Origin of the sequence: uncultured Veillonella sp. (genome assembly GCF_963524655.1) — a bacterium.
In the GTDB taxonomy this organism is placed as follows: domain Bacteria; phylum Bacillota; class Negativicutes; order Veillonellales; family Veillonellaceae; genus Veillonella.
Map to the genome: position 1 here is coordinate 1 of NZ_CAURHA010000040.1, position 19994 is coordinate 19994.

Here is a 19994-nt window from a genome sequence, read left to right on the forward strand (position 1 = left end):
TGTTCAATCATATTGATTGATTACCTATCATTGTTCAGTTTTCAAAGATCTGTTACGTTAGTTCTAAGCCCTAACGACTTGTATAGTATATCAATCTATCCTTAAATCGTCAACCTCTTTTTCAAAGATTTTTTCGATTTATTTTTCATAGATTTTATACTTACAATCATAACCAAATACTCTATGAATAGAGATAGAAAACTCACAAACCGAAGTTTGTGAGTTTTAATTTGGTGACTCACCCGCGACTCGAACGCGGGACACCCTGATTAAAAGTCAGGTGCTCTGCCAACTGAGCTAGTGAGTCATGTTGGCAGGGGTGGCTGGGATCGAACCAGCGCATAACGGAGTCAAAGTCCGTTGCCTTACCACTTGGCGACACCCCTACAGTGATTATGATGTGTAGGTTATGGGGTGAGTAGTGGGGATCGAACCCACGCGTAACGGAGCCACAATCCGCCGTGTTAACCGCTTCACCATACCCACCACCTTGTAGGTATCGAAGACGTTGTCTTCGTAACAAAGAGAATTATATCTTTTCTAGAGGTTTGTGTCAACACCTTTTTCTCAATTTCATTTAACTTTTACAATTGAAATTAAAAAACGTATTTCCTCTAATATAAACTCTTTTTCCTCATATAAATAAGGAAGCAATTCGTAAGCTAATGCCTCACGAATGGTGCTCCCCTATTATACATATAAATTACTTAGTTGGCAAATAGTTTTTTACAAAATTTGGCAATGCAAAGGCAGCCTTTTGAATTCCCTCGTTATAGTACTTAGTTTCAAAACTTTGCTCACGATTAGGAGTCCACTTTAATGGGTCAAATGTTTTGGAGCCCAACGTAAAGCAATGCATACCTGCCGGATACAATGGAATGAAAGCTGTGTACAAACGAGCAATTGGGAAATGATTATTAACATAACCGAATACTTTTTCCACTAACGGTTGATGTAACATAGGAGATTCTGTTTGTTGTACAAACAAGCCATCTGCTTTAAGAGCTTTCAATGTATTCTTATAGAACTCTTCAGTAAATAGACCTTCACCAGGACCGATTGGATCGGAGCAATCTACGATAATTACATCATAGTAATCTTCAGCTTCAGCCATAAAGCCAATGCCATCACCGATTTTTACAGTCAATTTAGGGTGGTTTTCAATCATAGCTTTAGCAATAGTTGGTAAGTATTGTTTAGCAAGTTCCACAACTTTACCATCGATTTCAACCATAGTTACTTCTTTTACGCAGTCATGACGTACACATTCTCTAGCTACGCCACCATCACCACCACCGATGATCAACACCCGTTCAGGGTTTGGATGCAAGAATAAAGGAATATGGCTCATCATTTCATGATAAATAAACTCTTCTCGCTCAGAGGTTTGGAATACACCATCTAAAGCAAGCATCATACCATACTCTTTAGACTTGAATACTTCAATTTTTTGGAACTCAGATTCTCCAGAATATAATACTTCTTCTGCTTCAGCACTAAGACGTAAATGAGGTGTTTGTTCCTCAGTAATCCATTGACTCATGTAGTACCTCCTACTATGTATACTACAATACGCACCGTAGAATCCTACGATGCGTATGTATATTACGTTAATTACTCTATTATTTAACCTTTACGGCTAATATAACAGAAACCACCACCTAAAATGGTATCTTTCATCCAATTCGCCAAAGAGAAATCACGGATTTCACCTTCATCAAAGATGCCACAGCGAATATCATCACCATCCATAAAAATCTTGTGAATTGGAACCCAATGCCATGTGTAAAGAGCCTTTTCTTTCCCCTTATGACGATTCAAAAATGCAACGGGCACATCTTGTGCCAATGCATCATGAATAAACTGAGCTGCTGCTTCCACCTCTACGCGAGAAGCACAGAAAGGAGACACATTTAACATATGTACATCATATGACAAGCCTTCGTCTTCTAATAAACGAACTAGGCCTCGTTCCATCCATTGCGTTTTATAAACACCACCACCAAAGCGTGGCTTTACATATTTCCAAACTAAGTTCATCCGTTCTAAAGCAAGCGTTTGATCGGATGTGGTTTCTAAATCTAATAAGCCATCCCTAAATAGCGAATAACTCAAAACTTGTGATGCCGATGTAGGACCACAACCAGACAGGCGTTGCCACTCATCTGCGAACCACTCTTGGTCGTAACCATGTGACGTTTCACCGTTTACATCGATATATAGCCACTCCGGATGTTTAATAGATACATCATTCATGAGATTAACCTTCGATTACTTCAACAGTTTCCATGATAGCACCTTGGTGGATACCATCAACTACGTCCATACCTTCGATTACTTTACCAAATACTGTATGTACACCATCCAAATGAGGTTGTGGTTCGTATACGATAAAGAATTGGCTACCGCCAGTGTTAGGACCACGGTGAGCCATAGACAATGCACCACGCTCATGTTTGTGAGGGTTACCAACTAATTCATCTTTAATTGTGTAACCAGGACCACCTGTACCATTGCCATTAGGGCAACCACCTTGAGCTACGAAACCAGGGATTACACGGTGGAAACGAAGACCGTTATAGAAACCTTTGTTAATTAAATCTACAAAGTTTTGTACTGTGCCAGGTGCTTCTTTTTCAAATAATTCAATTACGATATCGCCGCCGTCAGCCATATGGATTTTTGCTTTTTTCATTGTTCAGGTACCTCCAAAATTGTACGCAGCACATGGGCTGCTAATATAAAACCTGCCACTGGGGGCACAAAACTACATGTTCCAGGACTTGTTGCTTCACCTCGGAACTGTGGTTTTGTCGGTTTTTCTGTAGAAAATAAAACTAATTGTTTTTTTATGCCCCGCTTTTTTAACTCTCGACGCATAACGCGCGCCAAAGGACAAGTATGAGACTTATTGATATCTGCAATCATAAGCTTTTCTGGGTAAAAGCGATTACCGCCGCCCATACAAGAAATAACAGGGATGCTTTCACGTTGACAAATCTCAATAAGATTGAGTTTAGCCGTTACCATATCGATGGCATCGATTACATAATCAACGTTTAAACTTTGAATAAAACTAGGATAGTTTTCCTCAGTATACATAATATCATGAGTTTCTATCAATACATCAGGATTAATAGCTAATGCTCGCGCCTTTGCCACCTCTACCTTACGCTTACCAATCGTGTCATGAGTCGTAATCATTTGGCGGTTCAAGTTACTAGGTGCTATAGCATCACCATCAATAATGACGATGCGCCCTACACCGGCTCGTACTAGCGCCTCAAGGGCACCACCACCAACGCCACCGACACCAAAGAGTGCGATAGATGTATCCTTTAATGTTTGGATCTTATCTGGTCCAACTAACCACTCCAAACGGGTTAACATATATTCCATTAATATTTACCTGCCGGAATGATTTCTGTCCAATATCCATCTGGATCTGCTACGAAATAAATTCCCATGTCAGTATTTTCATAGGCTACAACGCCCATTTCTTTGTGCTTTTTAAGAGCTGCTTCGTAGTCATCTACATAAAACGCCAAATGGAATTCATTGTCCCCTAAATTATAAGGGCGATCCCAGTCGCGTAACCATGTAAGTTCTAATTCATGCGCTGTATATGGACTTTTTAAATACACTAAAGTAAAAGCACCACTTGGGTCCTCCAAACGGCGAGATTCCTCGAGTAACAAAGCCTCTTTATAGAATGCTAGACTTTTATCAAGATCCTTAACATTTATATTATTGTGAGCAAATGAAAACTTCATAGGACCTCCTTTTATAAATACAGTATGTTTTTGTAGGAATTATCCTCTTTTAATAGTATCACATTTTATAATTCTATAGCTAGTTAATCACAAATTTTGCCGTACTGCCATCATCACCACGTGTGACCTCTAAGTGGGCAGGTATACGAGTTTTCAATTCTGGTACATGAGAAATCATACCGATGAGGCGTCCAGAAGATTGTAATTGTACCAATGTTTCCATGGCAAGTTCTAATGTATCTGGATCTAATGTACCAAAGCCTTCGTCGATGAACATCGTATCCATATGAATACCACCAGCATAACTTTGAATGACATCGGCTAGGCCCAAGGCAAGGGCCATCGACGCTAAAAATGTTTCACCACCAGACAATGTATTTGCTGGTCTTGATTGACCTGTGAAAGCATCCATAACTGCCAAATCAAGGCCTTGTTTACCACGACCACCACCAGTATAATCAGATCGCTCCAAGGAATAACGACTACGACTCATCTTTTGAAGTCGTAAATTGGCGGCATACACAACTTCATCTAAAATAGCACCTAGCACATATCGTTCAAAGGTTACATTTTTAAACCCTTGCTCCCCACCATTAGCGAGGTCATTTAATCGGCTCAAGAACTCTACTTCATTACGAGCTTCACCCATAGCTACGTCAAGCTCTTCTAATGATGCCAATGTAGTTTCAATATGTTTCGTCTCTTTTTCCCATGCCGCTAGATTGCCTACAAGCGCATCTCTACGTTCCACCGCCGCATCATACACCTCATCACTTACTGTAGCACTAGGTTCAACTATAGATTCCGCTACCTTTAAGGCCGCATCATATACAGCTTGAGCTTTATTGAAATCCTCGTCTAATGCGTGTAGTTCAGTTCTAAAGGTATCTAAGGCATTATAATCACCTAATGTCTCTATGAAATCATCTTCACATAAAGAAATAGATTGCAATGATTTTATATATTCCTTATAGATTATATCAAGGTTGTTAGTTTCTTCTTGCACTTGTGCAGATAAGGTTTCTAGGCGCCCCCGCTTAGCATTGAGCTGTTTTCGAGCAGCCTCTAAATTCCTTTCACAAACCTCCACTTGCTCATCGTATACGTTAATTTCAGTCTCTAATGATTCGATCTGTTTACGCCATACATCAAGATCTGTAGTTGGCAAGATTTTAGATAAGGCATCAATTTTAGCTTGCACAGAACTAAGCTGAATCTCTAAATCATGCAAGCTTTCAAGTAATTCCTTATGAGCCATCTCTAATTTCGCTAATGTTTCTTTGGCCCCACTCAGCTTATCCTCATTTGTAGCTATAGTTTTGCTCAACTGTTCAGTATCGCTACGCAAAGCTGTGAGCTGCTCCATTTGGGATAGCAAGTCTTGTTGAATAGAATCAAAGGTGTCTTCCGAAAAACCATCAATCAATGATGTAAGTTTAGAAACTTGTTCTTTAACTTCCTCATCTACCTCATGTAAACGAATAACTAACGTTTCTTTCTGACCAATTTCGCTAGCCTGCTTTTGTATCGCCTCATCCCGCACCGCACGAGCCACTTCTATTTCCTCTTTTGTAGGATACAACTCAGGTTTGGATGCTAACTGTGGATGCTCGGTAGAACCACATACAGGGCAAGGCTCATTATCTACTACCAAATGGACAAGTTCAAATGCTCGCCCCTCTGCCATCAAATGTTCTAAACGCTCAAGCTGGACCTTCGAGCTCTTTACAGATTCATCTATAGCCGCTAAAGACCTGTCTTTACCATTAATATCGTGTTGAAGCTTCTGTTTCTGTCCTAATAATTCAGAATATCGTTGCAACTGACTCAACTGTTCTTGGATACGAGGAATAGACTCTGATGCTTTACTATTAACTTGGAACTGTTTTCTCGCTTCAACTAACGCAACCTCTAAATCAGCTACTAACTTATGCTGTATCTGCAACTCAGCGTCGCTTTTCTCCCGGTCCTGTGTTTCTAAGTTACGCTTTAATGTGATCAATTCCTTATTTAGCAGTGCCAACTCATCAAATTTCTCTGACTGTTGTTGGAGTTGCGCCAACGTAGTCCTCTTAGCTTGTATAGTTTCAGCTTGAGATACTAATATTTCATGAACCTCTGTACATTTAGACTCCTGTTGAGATGCAATTTCCACACCTTTTTTCGCATCTGAAAGTGCAGTTTCCAATGTTTTTAATACACTCTGTTTATCACTAAACTGTTTATATAGCTCATAGGTTGGAGTTAAAGAAGTGAGGAACTGAACCTTTTCACTTAAACTAGAACGCTCCCCTTCTCTTGCTTTTACCAAGTCTAATTTAGAAGCAGCCTCTGTAAGAGACTGTTGCGCTTGATTATATACGGCCCACTCCTTACGCAATGCATTGAACTGCTCCACCTCGGCAACAGCCTCATCTCGCTTCACAACAAGTCCATCACGATAGGGCTCTCGGTTAGCTAATAATTCACGTACATGTTGGGCCGTCAGCACTATAGTATCCTCATCATGAGGAATAGACTGTATCAACGTGGCTTGTTTTGTCAGATTTGCCTCAATGCCTGCTTTTGCGTCATCATAAGCGGCTTTGAGAGCCTCTTGTAATTTTCGGTATAGCTCGGTTCTAAAGAGAGTGTGTAGTAACTCCTCACGCTCACTAGTGGAGGCAACTAATAATTTTCGGAACTCCCCTTGTGGCAATAATACTACTTGTAAAAACTGCTCTTTACGAAAGCCTATAATGCGTTGAACTGTATCACGAATGGCTGCGGCAGAGGTAGCGATAACTTTCCACTCACCATCTTTCATTTCGTATACCGTGGCACTAGCATTCTGTTCACGCATACCAGTACCGCGTTTTTTAGCGACCAATTGTTTTGGCAATCTTTCAACACGATACTGAGCCTCACCGATAGCAAAGGAAAAGTCAACACGGGTCATACGTTCAGGTTCTGCAAAATCACTGCGGATAGCATCTGTTTTTCGCACTTCCCCACTAGGTTCACCATATAAGGCATATACCATAGCATCTAGTATAGATGTTTTCCCTGCCCCTGTAGGACCAGAGATAAGAAACATGGAGTGATTTTGGAGCGCACTAAAGTCCAAGGTAACCCGATCGCGGTACGGACCAAAGGCTTCTATAGTTAAAGATATAGGCTTCATTTAGTCCTCCTTTAGAATTCGATCCCATACAGAGTTGATATATTGTTGCTCACGCTCTGTTAATGGTTCTTTCCACACAGTTTCGGCAAACTGATTAAATAATTCACGCTCGTTTAACTCTTTAAAGACTGCATCCCCCATGTCACCCACAGGCGCTGCCACACGACCGACTAAGTCAATGGTCATACAACGATTGTAGACTTGGCGTAACTTAGCCATTCCATCCATAATAGGCATCGTATCAAGCAATCGAGCCTGCACATAATCGTCTTTATGCTTAGCCTGTAATTCCTTATTGTTTAGCAAGTCTTCAAAATAGCCTTCCAATATTACAACGTCGCGCTTCGCCTCTACAGGAATGGTACTAATATCTACGTTACCTTTTATATCCATATCTATGATAGTAAAAGACTTTTTCTGCGTATGCTCATCAAAGGAATATTTTAAAGGTGATCCGCTATAGCGAATATAGTCTGCCCCCATTCGCTGAGGCCCATGCAAATGGCCAAGGGCTGTATAGTGAAAGTCTTTAAAGACTTGTGGACTTACTTGTTCACTACCACCGATAGACAAGGTCCGCTCAGAGCCACCTACATCACCACCCATTACAAAGGCATGACTAATGGCAATGCTGCGCATCCCTTTTGGCACTTGATTGCGTAAATGGTCGCTCCAAGCCTGATACATTTGGTCGTAATTATGTAGATTGAGACCACTTTCATTATGAGCGACCAAATCTTGTGTTACCCCCTTAGATGATTTTATAGCAGCAATTTTTTCATCGGCCATATCAACACCAGCAAATAAAGAGTCCTCCACAACATCTACAGATGCTTTTTTAGATTTAGACCGCTTAGATTTCGCTTTAGTCTTAGATTCATTTTCTCCCACATTCTCTAAATATTGAGTCGTTTCCAAAGAAGGGGTATCAAAACCTAATCCTAATGCATCCCCAATGCGACGAGGCTCGCTAAAGGGCATAGGGCAAATAGCGATCTTACCATCAGAGCATTCAAATTCAAAGGGTTGTAATGCATGATGAGGGGCTCCCCAAATATGGATTCCTGATTGGCTCAACATAGAGCGCCCCACCTCAAGACGTTCTGCCCCATCGTGATTACCACTTACCACGAAGAGGGGCACCTTATAATCCATAGCGAGACGAGTAATAATAGAGTCCCACAACTCAACAGCTTCAATAGGAGGCACTGCTCTATCAAAAATATCCCCTGCTAGCAATATGCCATCAATTTTTTCATCTTTCAAAATAGTAAAGAACTGATTCTCCAACACATGAGCTTGGTCATCTGTTAAATACTGACCATAAAAAATACGTCCTAAATGCCAATCGGCAGTATGTAAAAAACGCATTTTATCCCCCTTTCAGCTCTTCTTAAACCTTACATAAAGTAGTAATAATTGCTAACGCAAGCTCGTACTACTCATAATTTTAGATTCATACACTAACCATTAAACAGTATTAAGTATGCTACATAATTATTATATAACTAAATTAAGTGTTTAACTTAATTATTGATTCTCTACAATAGAGCGCAACATAGCAATTTCTTTTGCATACCCATCGAGTTCGTTTGGCGTTTCCAAATAGAACGGCAAGTTCGTCAATTTAGGATGTGTCACAATGCGAGCGATGGCGTCGATACCAATGTGACCTTCACCAATTTTTTCGTGCCGATCTTTATGAGCGCCCATAGGATTTTTAGAGTCATTCAAGTGAATGGCTTTTAAACGATCTAAGCCTACAATACGGTCAAACTCATCAATAACACCATCAAGATTATTGACGATATCATAACCACCTTCGTGGATATGGCATGTATCAACACATACGCCCATGTATTCTTTTAATTTTACACCGTCAATGATGCGAGCAATCTCTTCAAATCGAGAGCCGATTTCTGTACCCTTACCAGCCATGACTTCTAAGAGAACTGTTGTTTTCATGCCTGGGAATAAGATTTCATTCAAGCACTCCACGATGTATTCGATACCTTGGTCTACACCTTGCTTTACATGGCTGCCTGGGTGAAAGTTATACATTTGGCCTGGTAAATATTCCATACGCTCTAGGTCTTCTGTCATAGCTTGCTTTGCAAAAGCGCGCAAATCTTCCTTTGCTGCACATGGATTATACGTGTAAGGCGCATGCGCTAATAAGGTGCCAAAGTTATGCTCTTTCATATACGCACTCAAGCTATTCATATCCTCGATATCAAGAGCACGCATACTACCACCACGAGGATTCCGCGTGAAGTATTGGAATGTATTGCCCCCAATTTTTGTAGCTTCCTTCCCCATGTTTAAATAACCTTTGCTAATTGATAAGTGACTGCCGATGACAAACATAATACTCCTTTATATATGATTCTAAAAATCTTATTGCTAAATACTTATGAAATACAAATTAAATACTAACTAAAACGATGACCAATAGAAATAACTAATAAAACCCCTACCGTGAAGGAGCCCTTCATCGACAGGGGTTATCTATTAATGGCTTTCTTTTTTTGCACACTCAGGGCATACACCTTCAAAGGTAATATGTTGACCTGTAATTTGGTACTCGCTACCTTGATCCGCAATCATTTTAATAGCTTGCAAATCGATACCCATCATATCTTCTACCTTATTGCAACGAACACAACGGATATGAGAGTGAGCTTCTGTGTCCCAATCGTAATGAGCGCGCTCATCACCAACTTCTAAAATTTTTACAAGACCGATTTTTTCAAAAATCTCCATCGTCTTATACACTGTAGCCAAGCTCATGCTTGGATGTTCAGGGCGCAACGTATGATACAACATCTCTGCTGTTGGATGATCATGATGACCACGCAATGCATCATAAATCGCAATACGTTGTGGGGTTACTTTAAACCCTTGGCTACGCAAAATTTGTGCGATATCCATAATAATCTACCTTTCTCCACTTGGAAATCTATAAGGCATAGGTCATTATCGACCATTTACAAGAAATAATTATTATTTATTATATCAAAATTCTCAATACTTATCAAGATAGATAGTATTAACTATTAAGTAATAAAAAATGTGGATTACTCGTAAGCAATCCACATTCTATTAGTCTTTAAAGTAAGGTTTGAAACCTTCACCTTGATGACGAGGTTTTCTATCACCACGTGGACGATCGGATCTACGATCATCTCTGCGGCGGTCATCACGACGTTCACCTCTGCGGTCATCACGGCTGCGACGAGGGCGGTCATCGCGACGACGATCTCCGTCACGGCGGCGATCACCATCTCTACGACGGTCACCATCACGACGGCGGCGGTCACTACGGCCACCTTCACGGCGACGGCGTACGCGTAATGGTTTTTCTTCTGTAATATTTACAGGAGTCGTATCTGGTTCTTTTGTCAACAATTTGATAGCTGCTGCCAACAATGTTACGGAATCTGTATCATTTAACAATTCCTCTGCACTTGTTTTGAATGGCGCTAATGCTTCTAAATTATCTGTCATTTCAACGAGGCTTTCAATTGCCAAACGTTGTTGACCTTCAAGAACTTCACCTAAGGAAGGTGCACGGCGGCGTGCGATTTTACGTTTTGTTAAACGCTCGATAGCATGTAAATGCTCCATTTCACGAGGGATAACGAACGTGAAAGCTTGACCAGCTTTACCGGCACGGCCTGTACGACCTACGCGGTGCGTGTAGCTTTCAGGATCTTGAGGCATATCGTAGTTATATACGTGAGATACGCCAGAAATATCAAGACCACGAGCTGCCACATCAGTAGCCACGAGAATATCGATGGTACCTTCGCGGAATTGACGAATTACGCTGTCCCGTTTTTGTTGAGACAAATCGCCATGGATGCCTTCCGCCATGTAACCACGTTTTTTAAGACCTTCAGTTACTTCATCAACACGACGTTTTGTACGTGTGAAGATAATAGCAAGTTCAGGTGTTTGGATATCGAACAAGCGGCAAAGAACATCGAATTTTTGACGGTCTTGCACTTCGATATAATATTGTTCAATTAAGTCCATCGTAACTTGAGTCGGTTTCATACGAATCAATGTTGGTTCTGTCAAATATGTTTCAGCTAATTGTTGGATTGCTTTAGGCATAGTTGCGGAGAACAACAATGTTTGATGGTCTTCTGGGATAGCACCCAAGATTTTATTGATATCATCAACAAAGCCCATGTTTAACATTTCGTCGGCTTCGTCCAATACCACAACTTTCACATGGTCAAAGTGGATAGAACCACGATCCATATGGTCCATCAATCGGCCTGGAGTGGCAACGATGATTTGTGGATTTTTTTTCAAGGCACGGAACTGACGATTAATATCTTGACCACCATAGATAGGTAGTGCTGTGATATTCGTGTATTGAGCCATTTTGTTAAGCTCTTCAGCTACTTGGATAGCTAATTCTCGTGTAGGGGATAAAATAACTACTTGAACGTGACGCTCATTCCCGTCTACGCGTTCCAATACAGGCAAGCCAAATGCGGCTGTCTTACCAGTACCTGTTTGAGCTTGACCGATCATGTCTTTACCGCTCATGGCTACTGGGATAGCTTCCTGTTGAATTGGCGTAGGCTCTTCAAAGCCCATATCGTTTAACGCTCTTAGAACAGGTTCGCTAATCATTAATTGTTCAAATTTTTCTAACATCTAAATGTGTTTCCTCCTATCGCGCACGAATTATGCGCGTTAGAATAGTATATCATATTTCAAAGGTGAACGCTATTAAATTAATAACCATTTTAAAGTATATACTTACTACTTAAAGAATATATCTTTAAACGCATAAGCAGAGCCTACAGCACCGAATAATATTGAAACAATAGCAATTATCCCACGTTTATAATATAAACTGTCTCTCTTTTGAAAAAATCCTGTACACATTATCAAAAGCACGAAGAATCCCCAAGCCCCACCAAAACGTGACACAAACTCATAATCTTTATAGACTAAAAAGTTAAGGTTTAGTAGTAGTATACTTATAATGGCAATTATAGATAAATACTTAGTTAAATTGCCAAAAGCTCTATGTCTTTTGATATATTCATATTCTTCATCAATGACACGTTTACTAATCTCAAGTTTATATAACCCTATAGATAACGACATAGATATGAAAATCCAAAAATATCCTAACATTTCAAGTTTTGTCATTTTTTACCAGTCTCTTTTACAATACACTCTTAGATGTCCTTAATTATAACATATGCCAGCTCTACACTTATAAGATACTGATGCACAAAAAAGGCACCTCGTTCGAGGTGCCTCTTTGTTATGGTTTATTGGAGACTTGTATGGTATTAATCAACTATATAAGTAAAAATATGTTTTAGGTATAATATAATTAAATGAACGTGCTTCAAAATACCGCCAATAATTAAGCAATGCCTGTTAAGCAATTATGATTTACTGAACTTTCTAAAGTAGTATAAAAGGAATCCCAATGAAACCATTTACTCTTAAAAGATTTGTATTACTACCGTTGATTATACTATCCCTCATACTAACAACGGGTTGTCATCTTCTCTCACATTACAGCCAAGAGGAAGTTCAACAATATATAAGTAAGAATTATCCTAACCTAACATATCAGTTGGAGGCACAAAGAAACAATAGATGGCAAGTCACCTTTGACAAGTATCCCCAAATACCAATTGAAATATCTGAAGTCATGCACACCTCTGCACCTGTTGTACCACAAGTTGATCGAATACTGACAACCAACATTCCGTTGATAACAGCATTTCCATTAATGAAAAACTATCTAACGGCAGAGGAGTTATCCTATGCTACATATGATATATCTTCTTTGTATATTGAAATACCTATCCCCTATTCGGCCATACAAAACCAAGATGTAACAAACTTTTATAATCGTATGGATCAATTCTGCAAAGAATATGCTAAAACATATCCAGATTTCAAAAAAGAGATATTTATTAGGATTATCATAAAACCTGCTGATGGTTCTGATTCGCCTGAAGAATATAGAAGAGTATTCCGTTTATCCCACTATTAATAAAACAGGTGCCTCCTAAGAGGCACCTGTTTTATTTATGAAACGATATTGCCATTTGATATTCTAGAAATATTATATGTGACATCATTTCACATTATCATCAACAATTCTTATAATCCTCCTAAAGAAATCATATCCACCATTTATATTATCGCCAATTACCATTTCACTATCTTGAAAATATGGTGAAATAGAAAGATAGCCCCACACAACACCTAATCCTCCACATAAATTGCGGCCACCATCTCCACCTTTATAGGAAAACACATCATTATCATATACAATTTCTCTACAATACGGATCGTCACCTATAATAAGGCCAAAAAAGTTTTCTTTTTCTAACGTATAATCTCCATCATTATCCATCCATTCCATATGCTTTAAATTCATAGAGAAATCTATATTGTTTCCCCATGGAAAGATAGTTCTACACCCCTTGCCAGCTAAATACTCCCACTCTCTTCGTGTCGGTAAAGAATACCCATGTTTTTTTATGGTCTGTAACAATTCCTTAAATGTGGTTTCTTCATAAAGTTTACCATACCAATTGTTATCATCTGTTTGATATAAACAAATGGTATTATGAATCATTATTTCAGAAAGACCCTCGCTTTCGGCCTTTTCTATCATCTGTTGCCACTCTTTATTTTGTCTGAGTGTCTCATCTGAAATAGGTATCCAACAAGTTTCACTATACTCTTTTTGTACCAATAATGGATGGATTACAAACTCATCTTCTTGAGTAAAATTATGTTTAAAATACGTTTCTATGTTGGATAGTACCTCTTCATCTTCTAGTGTTTCGCTAATCTTAGTTTGAACATCGTCTTCACTAAAGATTTCCTCTTCATATCCCTCGACAAATGGATAGGCAAGCTCCGCTAAATTTTCATCATTAAAAATATCCTGAAATGGTTTATTTTTAAAATCAAACCCTAACGTAACAGTATCTCCAGGAACAAATACAAATTCTATACCATCATGTGAACGATATACTGCCGTATATGTGGATTGTTTAAATGCAGCAAAGTCTTTAAAGGATATTAATTCTAGATTATATATTTCTCCAATCTGATATAACAATTCTTCCTTATCACTAATAGATAACAGATTATATTGGGGATTATATAATTTTTTGATGGGAATAGGATTCATTAATTTGATACTCCTTATTTTTATCTAGTACAAATATTCTTCACTATGCATTTACTCTATTTACTTAAGTATTGCATTAGGGTTTGATTTTCTAATGGCCCTAACTGCAACGCCTTCCGATTTTTAATTGCATTAATAGCTAATACTTCAAAGGTATCTTTATCAAAATCAGAAAACTCATTAAAGGAATCAAACACTCTCTTAAAATTCATAATAGCCCTTTCTAAACAACACGATTTTATATGGCTACAATTATAGCATACCGTATCCTTTCATAGATAATAAGCTATTGTTAAGCACAAAAAAGGCACCTCCTTCGAGGTGCCTCTTTGTTATAGTTTATAGGAGAGTTGAAGTTTATTAATCTAAATCATAGAATCCAGATGGTTTATCGCTCAAGTTAATAATGATATTTTTCATTTGAGTGTAGTGTTCAAGGATAACTTTGTGAGTTTCACGGCCAATACCAGATTGTTTGTAACCACCAAATGGTGCGCCGGCTGGGATGGAGTTATATGTATTTACCCACATACGACCTGTTTCGATTGCTCGAGCTACGCGGATTGCACGGTTGAGGTTTTGTGTAAATACGCCACCGCCAAGACCGTATAAGCTGTCGTTAGCTTGTTCGATAACTTCTTCTTCGCTGTGGAATTTAATTACAACAGCTACAGGGCCGAAGATTTCTTCACGAGCTACGCGCATATCGTTTGTAGCGTCTACGATAAGTGTAGGTCTAATGAAGCAACCTTTACCAAGTTCGCCGTCAGTAACGCGTACACCACCAGCTGCAATGCGAGCGCCTTCTTCTTTAGCAAGATCTACATAGCTAAGTACTTTCTTAACTTGCTCTTCATAAATCAAAGAACCAAGTTGTGTAGATTCTTCCCAAGGTAAACCAACTTTTACTTTATCAAATAAAGCGGAAAGTTCAGCTACGAATTTATCATAAATTGTATCTTGTACGAAGATACGGGAACCTGCGCAGCATACTTGACCTTGGTTGAAGAGGATGCCGAGCATTGCCCCATCAAGAGCTTGTTTCCAGTTTGCATCTTCAAAGAAGATATTCGCAGATTTACCACCTAATTCCAATGTAGCAGGAATCAAGCGTTCAGATGCTGCTTTATATACATCAAGACCTACTTCTGTAGAGCCTGTGAAAGCAAGTTTACTGAAGCCAGGATGATCAAGGATATATTGACCAGATTTAGAGCCTTTACCAGTTACGATATTTACAACGCCTGGAGGCAAGATTTCTTTCAAAATATCACCTAATACTAAAAGGCTAAGGGATGTATGGCTAGAAGGTTTAATAACAACTGTACAACCTGCTGCAAGAGCTGGTGCCAATTTCCAAGCAGCCATTAGGAATGGGAAGTTCCAAGGCACGACTTGACCTACAACACCAATCGGTTCGCGAACGATGAGGCTCAAGGTATTTTCATCAAATACTTGTGCAGAGCCTTCTTCGGAACGAAGTACACCAGCGAAGTAACGGAAATGGTCAGCACCAAGTGGAATATCTACGTTCAAAGTTTCACGGATTGGTTTACCATTGTCATATGTTTCAACTTGTGCCAAGTGCTCTTTGTGCGCATCAATAGCGTCAGCAATTTTTAACAAGTAATCAGCGCGCTCTATTTGAGATACTGTTTTCCAAGTTTTAAAAGCTTCTGTTGCAGCGTCTACCGCTTTATCAACATCGTCTTTCGTAGCCTCTGCACAGATAGCGAGTTGTTCGCCATTAGCAGGGTTATATACATTGAATTCAGCGCCGTCAGATGCAGCTACCCATTCATTATTAATTAAAAGTCCATATCTTTCTTTAAGGTTCAAGCTCATAGCATTACCTCCTATTTAGGAACATATATTGAGGAAGATCTCCTCTGTAATCTCATCATACGCCTTATATCTAAATTTTTCAATAAGGTATATCATTTTTGATATATCTGTTCTGCATTATTATACATAGTTTTAAGTTATATAGAAAAACCGCACCCTCAAAATCCATAGAGAGTGCGGTTTTGTGTACAATGACTTTTAGTCAAGAGTATTTCTCAATAATACAATCCAATTGATACTAATTGTTTTGTCGACCACCATTGTTACGGTTATTGTTTCGGTTATTGTTACGATCGTTGTTTCGGCGTTGTCCGTTGTTATTTCTGTTTCGGTTATTATCGTTATTCTTTGGCTTTTCTGGTTGTAATGCTTTTACAGATAAACCGATACGATTGCGTTTTACATCAACAGAAATAATTTGAGCTTCAATGATATCGCCTACAGCAAGCACATCAGATGGATGTTGACGGCTATTGCATAATTCGCTACGATGCAAAAGACCATTAGTTTTTAAGCCAAAATCTACGAAGGCACCAAAGTCAACTACGTTGTGAACTGTACCTTTTACAACAGTACCAACCTTGATATCTTCAAGGCTTACCACGTGTTTTCTAGTAAGTGGTGCTGGCAAATCTTCACGAGGGTCGCGACCTGGTTTTGCCAAAGCAGCTAGAATATCTCGTACAGTTGGTACACCCGCATCAAGTTTTGCAGCCATTTTTCCGGCATCAACAAGTGGTAATTTCACTTGTAATGCTTCTAGTTGCGCTTTATCTTGCAAATCTTTCAAGGTAAATCCTAATTCACCAATAATGCGTTCTGCCAATTCATAAGACTCAGGATGGACAGATGTATTATCTAGTGGATTTTTACCGTGTTGTAAGCGAAGGAAACCGGCACATTGCGTGAACGCCGCAGGGCCTAAGCGAGGTACTTTCAACAATTCTTTACGGCTTTTAAATACACCATTCTCTTGACGATATGCAACGATGTTTTTAGCCACTGTGCTAGAAATACCTGCAATATGTTGCAAAATAGCTGGAGATGCCGTATTGAGTTCTACCCCAACGTGGTTTACTACAGTTTCAACCACTTGATCTAACGTATGAGTCAATTGTTTTTGGTTTACGTCATGTTGGTATTGACCTACGCCGATAGATTTAGGATCAATCTTAACAGATTCAGCCAATGGATCTTGTACACGCCGTGCAATGGATACGGCACCGCGTATGGTTACGTCTAAATCTGGTAATTCATCGATAGCCAATTTAGAAGCAGAATATACAGATGCGCCTGCTTCATTAGTGATGATGTAGTGGCAATCTAATTTTTCCTCTTCAATCATGGTGGAAGCAAACTGCTCTGTTTCATAGGATGCAGTACCATTACCAATAGATAAGAGAGTAACTTTGAACTTACAGATTTTATCAGCCAATACCTTCTGCGCTTCTTTGCGAAGCTTTTCACTATTAGTTAAATAGTAGGCACCGTAATCTAGCACATTACCTTGTTGATCGATGATAGCCATCTTACAACCTGTACGGTAACCAGGGTCAAGGCCCATGATAACGTGGCCTGCCAAAGGCGGTTGTAACAATAGGTTCTTAAGGTTTACACCGAATACCTTGATAGCTTGCTCATCCGCATTTTCCGTCAACTCATTGCGTATATCACGCTCTAGAGCAGGGAAAATTAGACGTTTATACGCATCTGCTACTGCAGCCGCTTTATAGTCTGCGAATATGGATTTTGGATTTTTCTCTAACTTTTGCACCATGTAAGCAACATAGGTATCACCTGGTACAGTAAGGGCTAATTTTAAAGCACCTAATTTTTCACCGCGATTAACCGCCAAAATACGGTGAGATGGCATTTGACGAACCGGTTCAGCATATTCTGCGTATTGCAAGAACTGTTGTTGTACCTCTTCATCACCAGTCAACTCAGCTTGAATAAAGCCTTCGTTCCACATCTTTTTACGCAAGTAAGCACGGAAGTCTGCACTATCGCTAACAATTTCTGCTACGATATCTGAGGCACCTTGAATAGCGTCCTCTGGTGTTGGTACCTCTTCCGTTACAAATTCTTTAGCAATTTCTAAAGGATCACCAGAGGTAACTGTATCGTTAAGGATCATGTCCGCTAACGGCTCTAAGCCTCGTTCACGGGCAATCATAGCTCGGGTACGTTTCTTAGGACGGTACGGTAAATAGAGATCCTCTAACTCCTGAAGCTTTGTGGCAGCTTCTAAGGATTTCATCAACTCGTCGGTCATCTTTTCTTGCTCTGTAATAGATGCAATGATTTCTTGGCGACGTGTTTCCAAATTGCGCAAGTATTTAATGCGTTCTTCAATGGTGCGTAATTGCTCATCTTGCAATTCGCCGGTTACCTCTTTACGGTAACGCGCAATAAATGGCACCGTATTGCCTTCGTCTAATAATTCTACGGCAGCTTGCACCTGCTTTGGCTTAACATTTAATTCACTGCCAATAATGGCAAACATTCTTTCACTCATTTAGATGCCTTTCTGCGATAGGTTACAAAACGATGAGGATATTTGTTCTTTTCATCCACCGCACCGTCTACTACGGATTCAATGGTGAAAGCCTCCTCTGGGAACTCTGGGAAAAATGCATCCCCTTCAAATTCGTGGTCTACTTCTGTGATGTACATCGTATCCACGTAAGGCAAGAAAGCCTCATATATTTGAGCTCCACCGATAACATAGGCCGCATCAAGAGCACGTGCAGCTTCTACAGCCGCCTCAGGACTATGGAATATCTTAACCCCTTCTGGCGCATCAAAGCCCTTATCCCGAGTAATCACCCAGTGCTCACGATTTGGCAACAGGAACGGCAAACTTTCAAAGGTCTTACGTCCCATAATGATGACATGACCTGTAGTTTTCTCTTTAAAGAATTTCAAATCATTCGGCAAGTGCCAAATCAAGGTGTTATCTTTACCAATCACACGATTATGTGCTATGGCTACGATTAATGCTAACATACTGGCCTCTTTCGGTTAATACTATATGGCGACAGTCATACATATGATTCCATTTAGCTATGGACATGAACTCAGTTCTATACAGCAACAGTCATGGACAACTTACCTAGATGTTCATACCCGTCTAATGTAACGTCCTCTGGTGTGAAATCATAAAAGTCTTTTACCTCAGGATTCACAATAATTTTTGGAGCTGGCAACGCTTGATCGCGACGCGCCAATTGCTCGCGCAATGCTTCTACATGGTTTTCATAGACATGAGCATTGTTGATAACATGAGTAAATTTACCAGGTTTAAGATCTGTTACTTGAGCAATCATGCATTGTAAGGCTGCATATTGAGCGGTATTAAACGGAACGCCAAGGCCCATATCGCCACTGCGTTGGATGAGCATGCAGTTCAAGTGTCCATCAGCTACATCCCATAATGTTTCATACGCACATGGTTGCAATGCCATATCATCTAAATCTTCAATATTCCATAAAGTGACAATCATACGACGGCTATCAGGATCTTCCTTGATAGTCTTAATGAGATTATCAAGTTGTTTGTACTTTGCAATTTGGTAACCATAGGCCTTACCAATGGTACCATCTTCACGCATCCACTCATCCCATACGCGCACGTTCATTTCTTGTAATTTACGTACATCGTTAGACTGCATTTGCCAAATCCATAACAATTCTTTTACCGCCGTTTTGAAAGCTACAAATTTGGTAGTCAAAATTGGGAATTCCTTTTGCAAGTCAAATTGCATAATTTGATGTGGCAATTTATAGGTTGCAACACCGGTACGGTTTTGACCATACGTGCCATGTTCTAAAATATTTTCAATAATACCGAGGTATTGTGTATCTGCTAGACTCATATATCCCCCTAAATCTATATATAATACGTCGAATCATACTAACCTATATCTTACAATATATAGTACTATCATACTAAAAAATACATAGTACTACCATATATACAGTAAAATTTATTATCCCTTATATTCTGCAATGG

At 39.5% G+C, this 19994-nt stretch carries 18 protein-coding genes and 3 tRNA genes; 1 reads left to right on the top strand and 20 read right to left on the bottom strand.

Annotation, left to right across the window (positions count from 1 at the left end):
* Positions 1-231: 231 nt before the first annotated feature.
* The 14 genes from RYM16_RS07665 to RYM16_RS07730 all read right to left on the bottom strand — a co-directional run bounded on the left by RYM16_RS07665 (position 232) and on the right by RYM16_RS07730 (position 12114).
* Positions 232-307: transfer RNA gene (locus tag RYM16_RS07665), tRNA-Lys, on the bottom strand.
* A gap of 4 nt (positions 308-311) precedes the next feature.
* Positions 312-386, bottom strand: a tRNA-Gln gene (locus tag RYM16_RS07670).
* Between the two features lie 24 nt (positions 387-410).
* Positions 411-486 (bottom strand) — tRNA-His (locus RYM16_RS07675).
* A gap of 217 nt (positions 487-703) precedes the next feature.
* Positions 704-1543, bottom strand: coding sequence for a polyamine aminopropyltransferase (speE, locus tag RYM16_RS07680; protein ID WP_314983205.1), 840 nt, complete (start codon positions 1541-1543; stop codon positions 704-706).
* An 83-nt stretch (positions 1544-1626) separates the two neighbouring features.
* Positions 1627-2256 carry a hypothetical protein gene (locus tag RYM16_RS07685; protein WP_009350987.1) on the bottom strand — a complete coding sequence of 210 codons (630 nt, stop codon included), beginning with the start codon at positions 2254-2256 and terminating at the stop codon, positions 1627-1629.
* A gap of 4 nt (positions 2257-2260) precedes the next feature.
* The gene (locus tag RYM16_RS07690; protein WP_273299314.1) at positions 2261-2695 is read right to left on the bottom strand and encodes a peptidylprolyl isomerase; all 435 of its coding nucleotides are present in this window, start codon (positions 2693-2695) and stop codon (positions 2261-2263) included.
* Positions 2692-3399: a tRNA threonylcarbamoyladenosine dehydratase gene (locus RYM16_RS07695; RefSeq protein ID WP_314983206.1), complete on the bottom strand. Its 708-nt coding sequence runs from the start codon at positions 3397-3399 to the stop codon at positions 2692-2694. The genes RYM16_RS07690 and RYM16_RS07695 overlap by 4 nt, the downstream gene beginning before the upstream one ends.
* Positions 3399-3773: a VOC family protein gene (locus RYM16_RS07700; RefSeq protein WP_009351274.1), complete on the bottom strand. Its 375-nt coding sequence runs from the start codon at positions 3771-3773 to the stop codon at positions 3399-3401. The genes RYM16_RS07695 and RYM16_RS07700 overlap by 1 nt, the downstream gene beginning before the upstream one ends.
* 79 nt (positions 3774-3852) lie before the next feature.
* The gene (locus tag RYM16_RS07705) at positions 3853-6936 is read right to left on the bottom strand and encodes an SMC family ATPase (protein ID WP_314983207.1); all 3084 of its coding nucleotides are present in this window, start codon (positions 6934-6936) and stop codon (positions 3853-3855) included.
* A complete protein-coding gene (locus tag RYM16_RS07710; protein WP_314983208.1) occupies positions 6937-8307 on the bottom strand; it encodes an exonuclease SbcCD subunit D in 1371 nt (456 codons plus the stop codon).
* A 159-nt stretch (positions 8308-8466) separates the two neighbouring features.
* Positions 8467-9303 (bottom strand): deoxyribonuclease IV, encoded by an 837-nt coding sequence (locus tag RYM16_RS07715; protein ID WP_314983209.1) that lies wholly within the window; start codon positions 9301-9303, stop codon positions 8467-8469.
* Between the two features lie 144 nt (positions 9304-9447).
* Positions 9448-9867, bottom strand: coding sequence for a Fur family transcriptional regulator (locus tag RYM16_RS07720; protein WP_009350985.1), 420 nt, complete (start codon positions 9865-9867; stop codon positions 9448-9450).
* Positions 9868-10038: 171 nt separating this feature from the next.
* On the bottom strand, positions 10039-11610 hold the full coding sequence (locus RYM16_RS07725) for a DEAD/DEAH box helicase (RefSeq protein WP_314983210.1): 1572 nt from the start codon (positions 11608-11610) through the stop codon (positions 10039-10041).
* Positions 11611-11718: 108 nt separating this feature from the next.
* Positions 11719-12114, bottom strand: coding sequence for a hypothetical protein (locus RYM16_RS07730; RefSeq protein ID WP_314983211.1), 396 nt, complete (start codon positions 12112-12114; stop codon positions 11719-11721).
* A 289-nt stretch (positions 12115-12403) separates the two neighbouring features.
* Here RYM16_RS07730 and RYM16_RS07735 point away from each other — a divergent pair, with 289 nt between their 5' ends.
* Positions 12404-12979, top strand: a complete 576-nt coding sequence (locus tag RYM16_RS07735) for a hypothetical protein (protein WP_314983212.1) — start codon at positions 12404-12406, stop codon at positions 12977-12979.
* 84 nt (positions 12980-13063) lie between these two features.
* Here RYM16_RS07735 and RYM16_RS07740 read toward each other — a convergent pair whose 3' ends face one another.
* The 6 genes from RYM16_RS07740 to RYM16_RS07765 form a co-directional block, all read right to left on the bottom strand.
* The gene (locus tag RYM16_RS07740) at positions 13064-14134 is read right to left on the bottom strand and encodes a hypothetical protein (protein ID WP_314983213.1); all 1071 of its coding nucleotides are present in this window, start codon (positions 14132-14134) and stop codon (positions 13064-13066) included.
* A gap of 56 nt (positions 14135-14190) precedes the next feature.
* The gene (locus RYM16_RS07745; protein ID WP_314983214.1) at positions 14191-14346 is read right to left on the bottom strand and encodes a hypothetical protein; all 156 of its coding nucleotides are present in this window, start codon (positions 14344-14346) and stop codon (positions 14191-14193) included.
* Positions 14347-14494: 148 nt separating this feature from the next.
* Positions 14495-15979, bottom strand: coding sequence for an aldehyde dehydrogenase family protein (locus RYM16_RS07750; RefSeq protein ID WP_314983215.1), 1485 nt, complete (start codon positions 15977-15979; stop codon positions 14495-14497).
* Between the two features lie 238 nt (positions 15980-16217).
* Positions 16218-18497, bottom strand: coding sequence for a Tex family protein (locus RYM16_RS07755; RefSeq protein WP_314983216.1), 2280 nt, complete (start codon positions 18495-18497; stop codon positions 16218-16220).
* On the bottom strand, positions 18494-18988 hold the full coding sequence (locus RYM16_RS07760) for a dihydrofolate reductase (protein ID WP_314983217.1): 495 nt from the start codon (positions 18986-18988) through the stop codon (positions 18494-18496). The genes RYM16_RS07755 and RYM16_RS07760 overlap by 4 nt, the downstream gene beginning before the upstream one ends.
* Before the next feature lie 77 nt (positions 18989-19065).
* Positions 19066-19857 (bottom strand): thymidylate synthase, encoded by a 792-nt coding sequence (locus RYM16_RS07765; RefSeq protein ID WP_314983218.1) that lies wholly within the window; start codon positions 19855-19857, stop codon positions 19066-19068.
* Positions 19858-19994 lie beyond the last annotated feature (137 nt).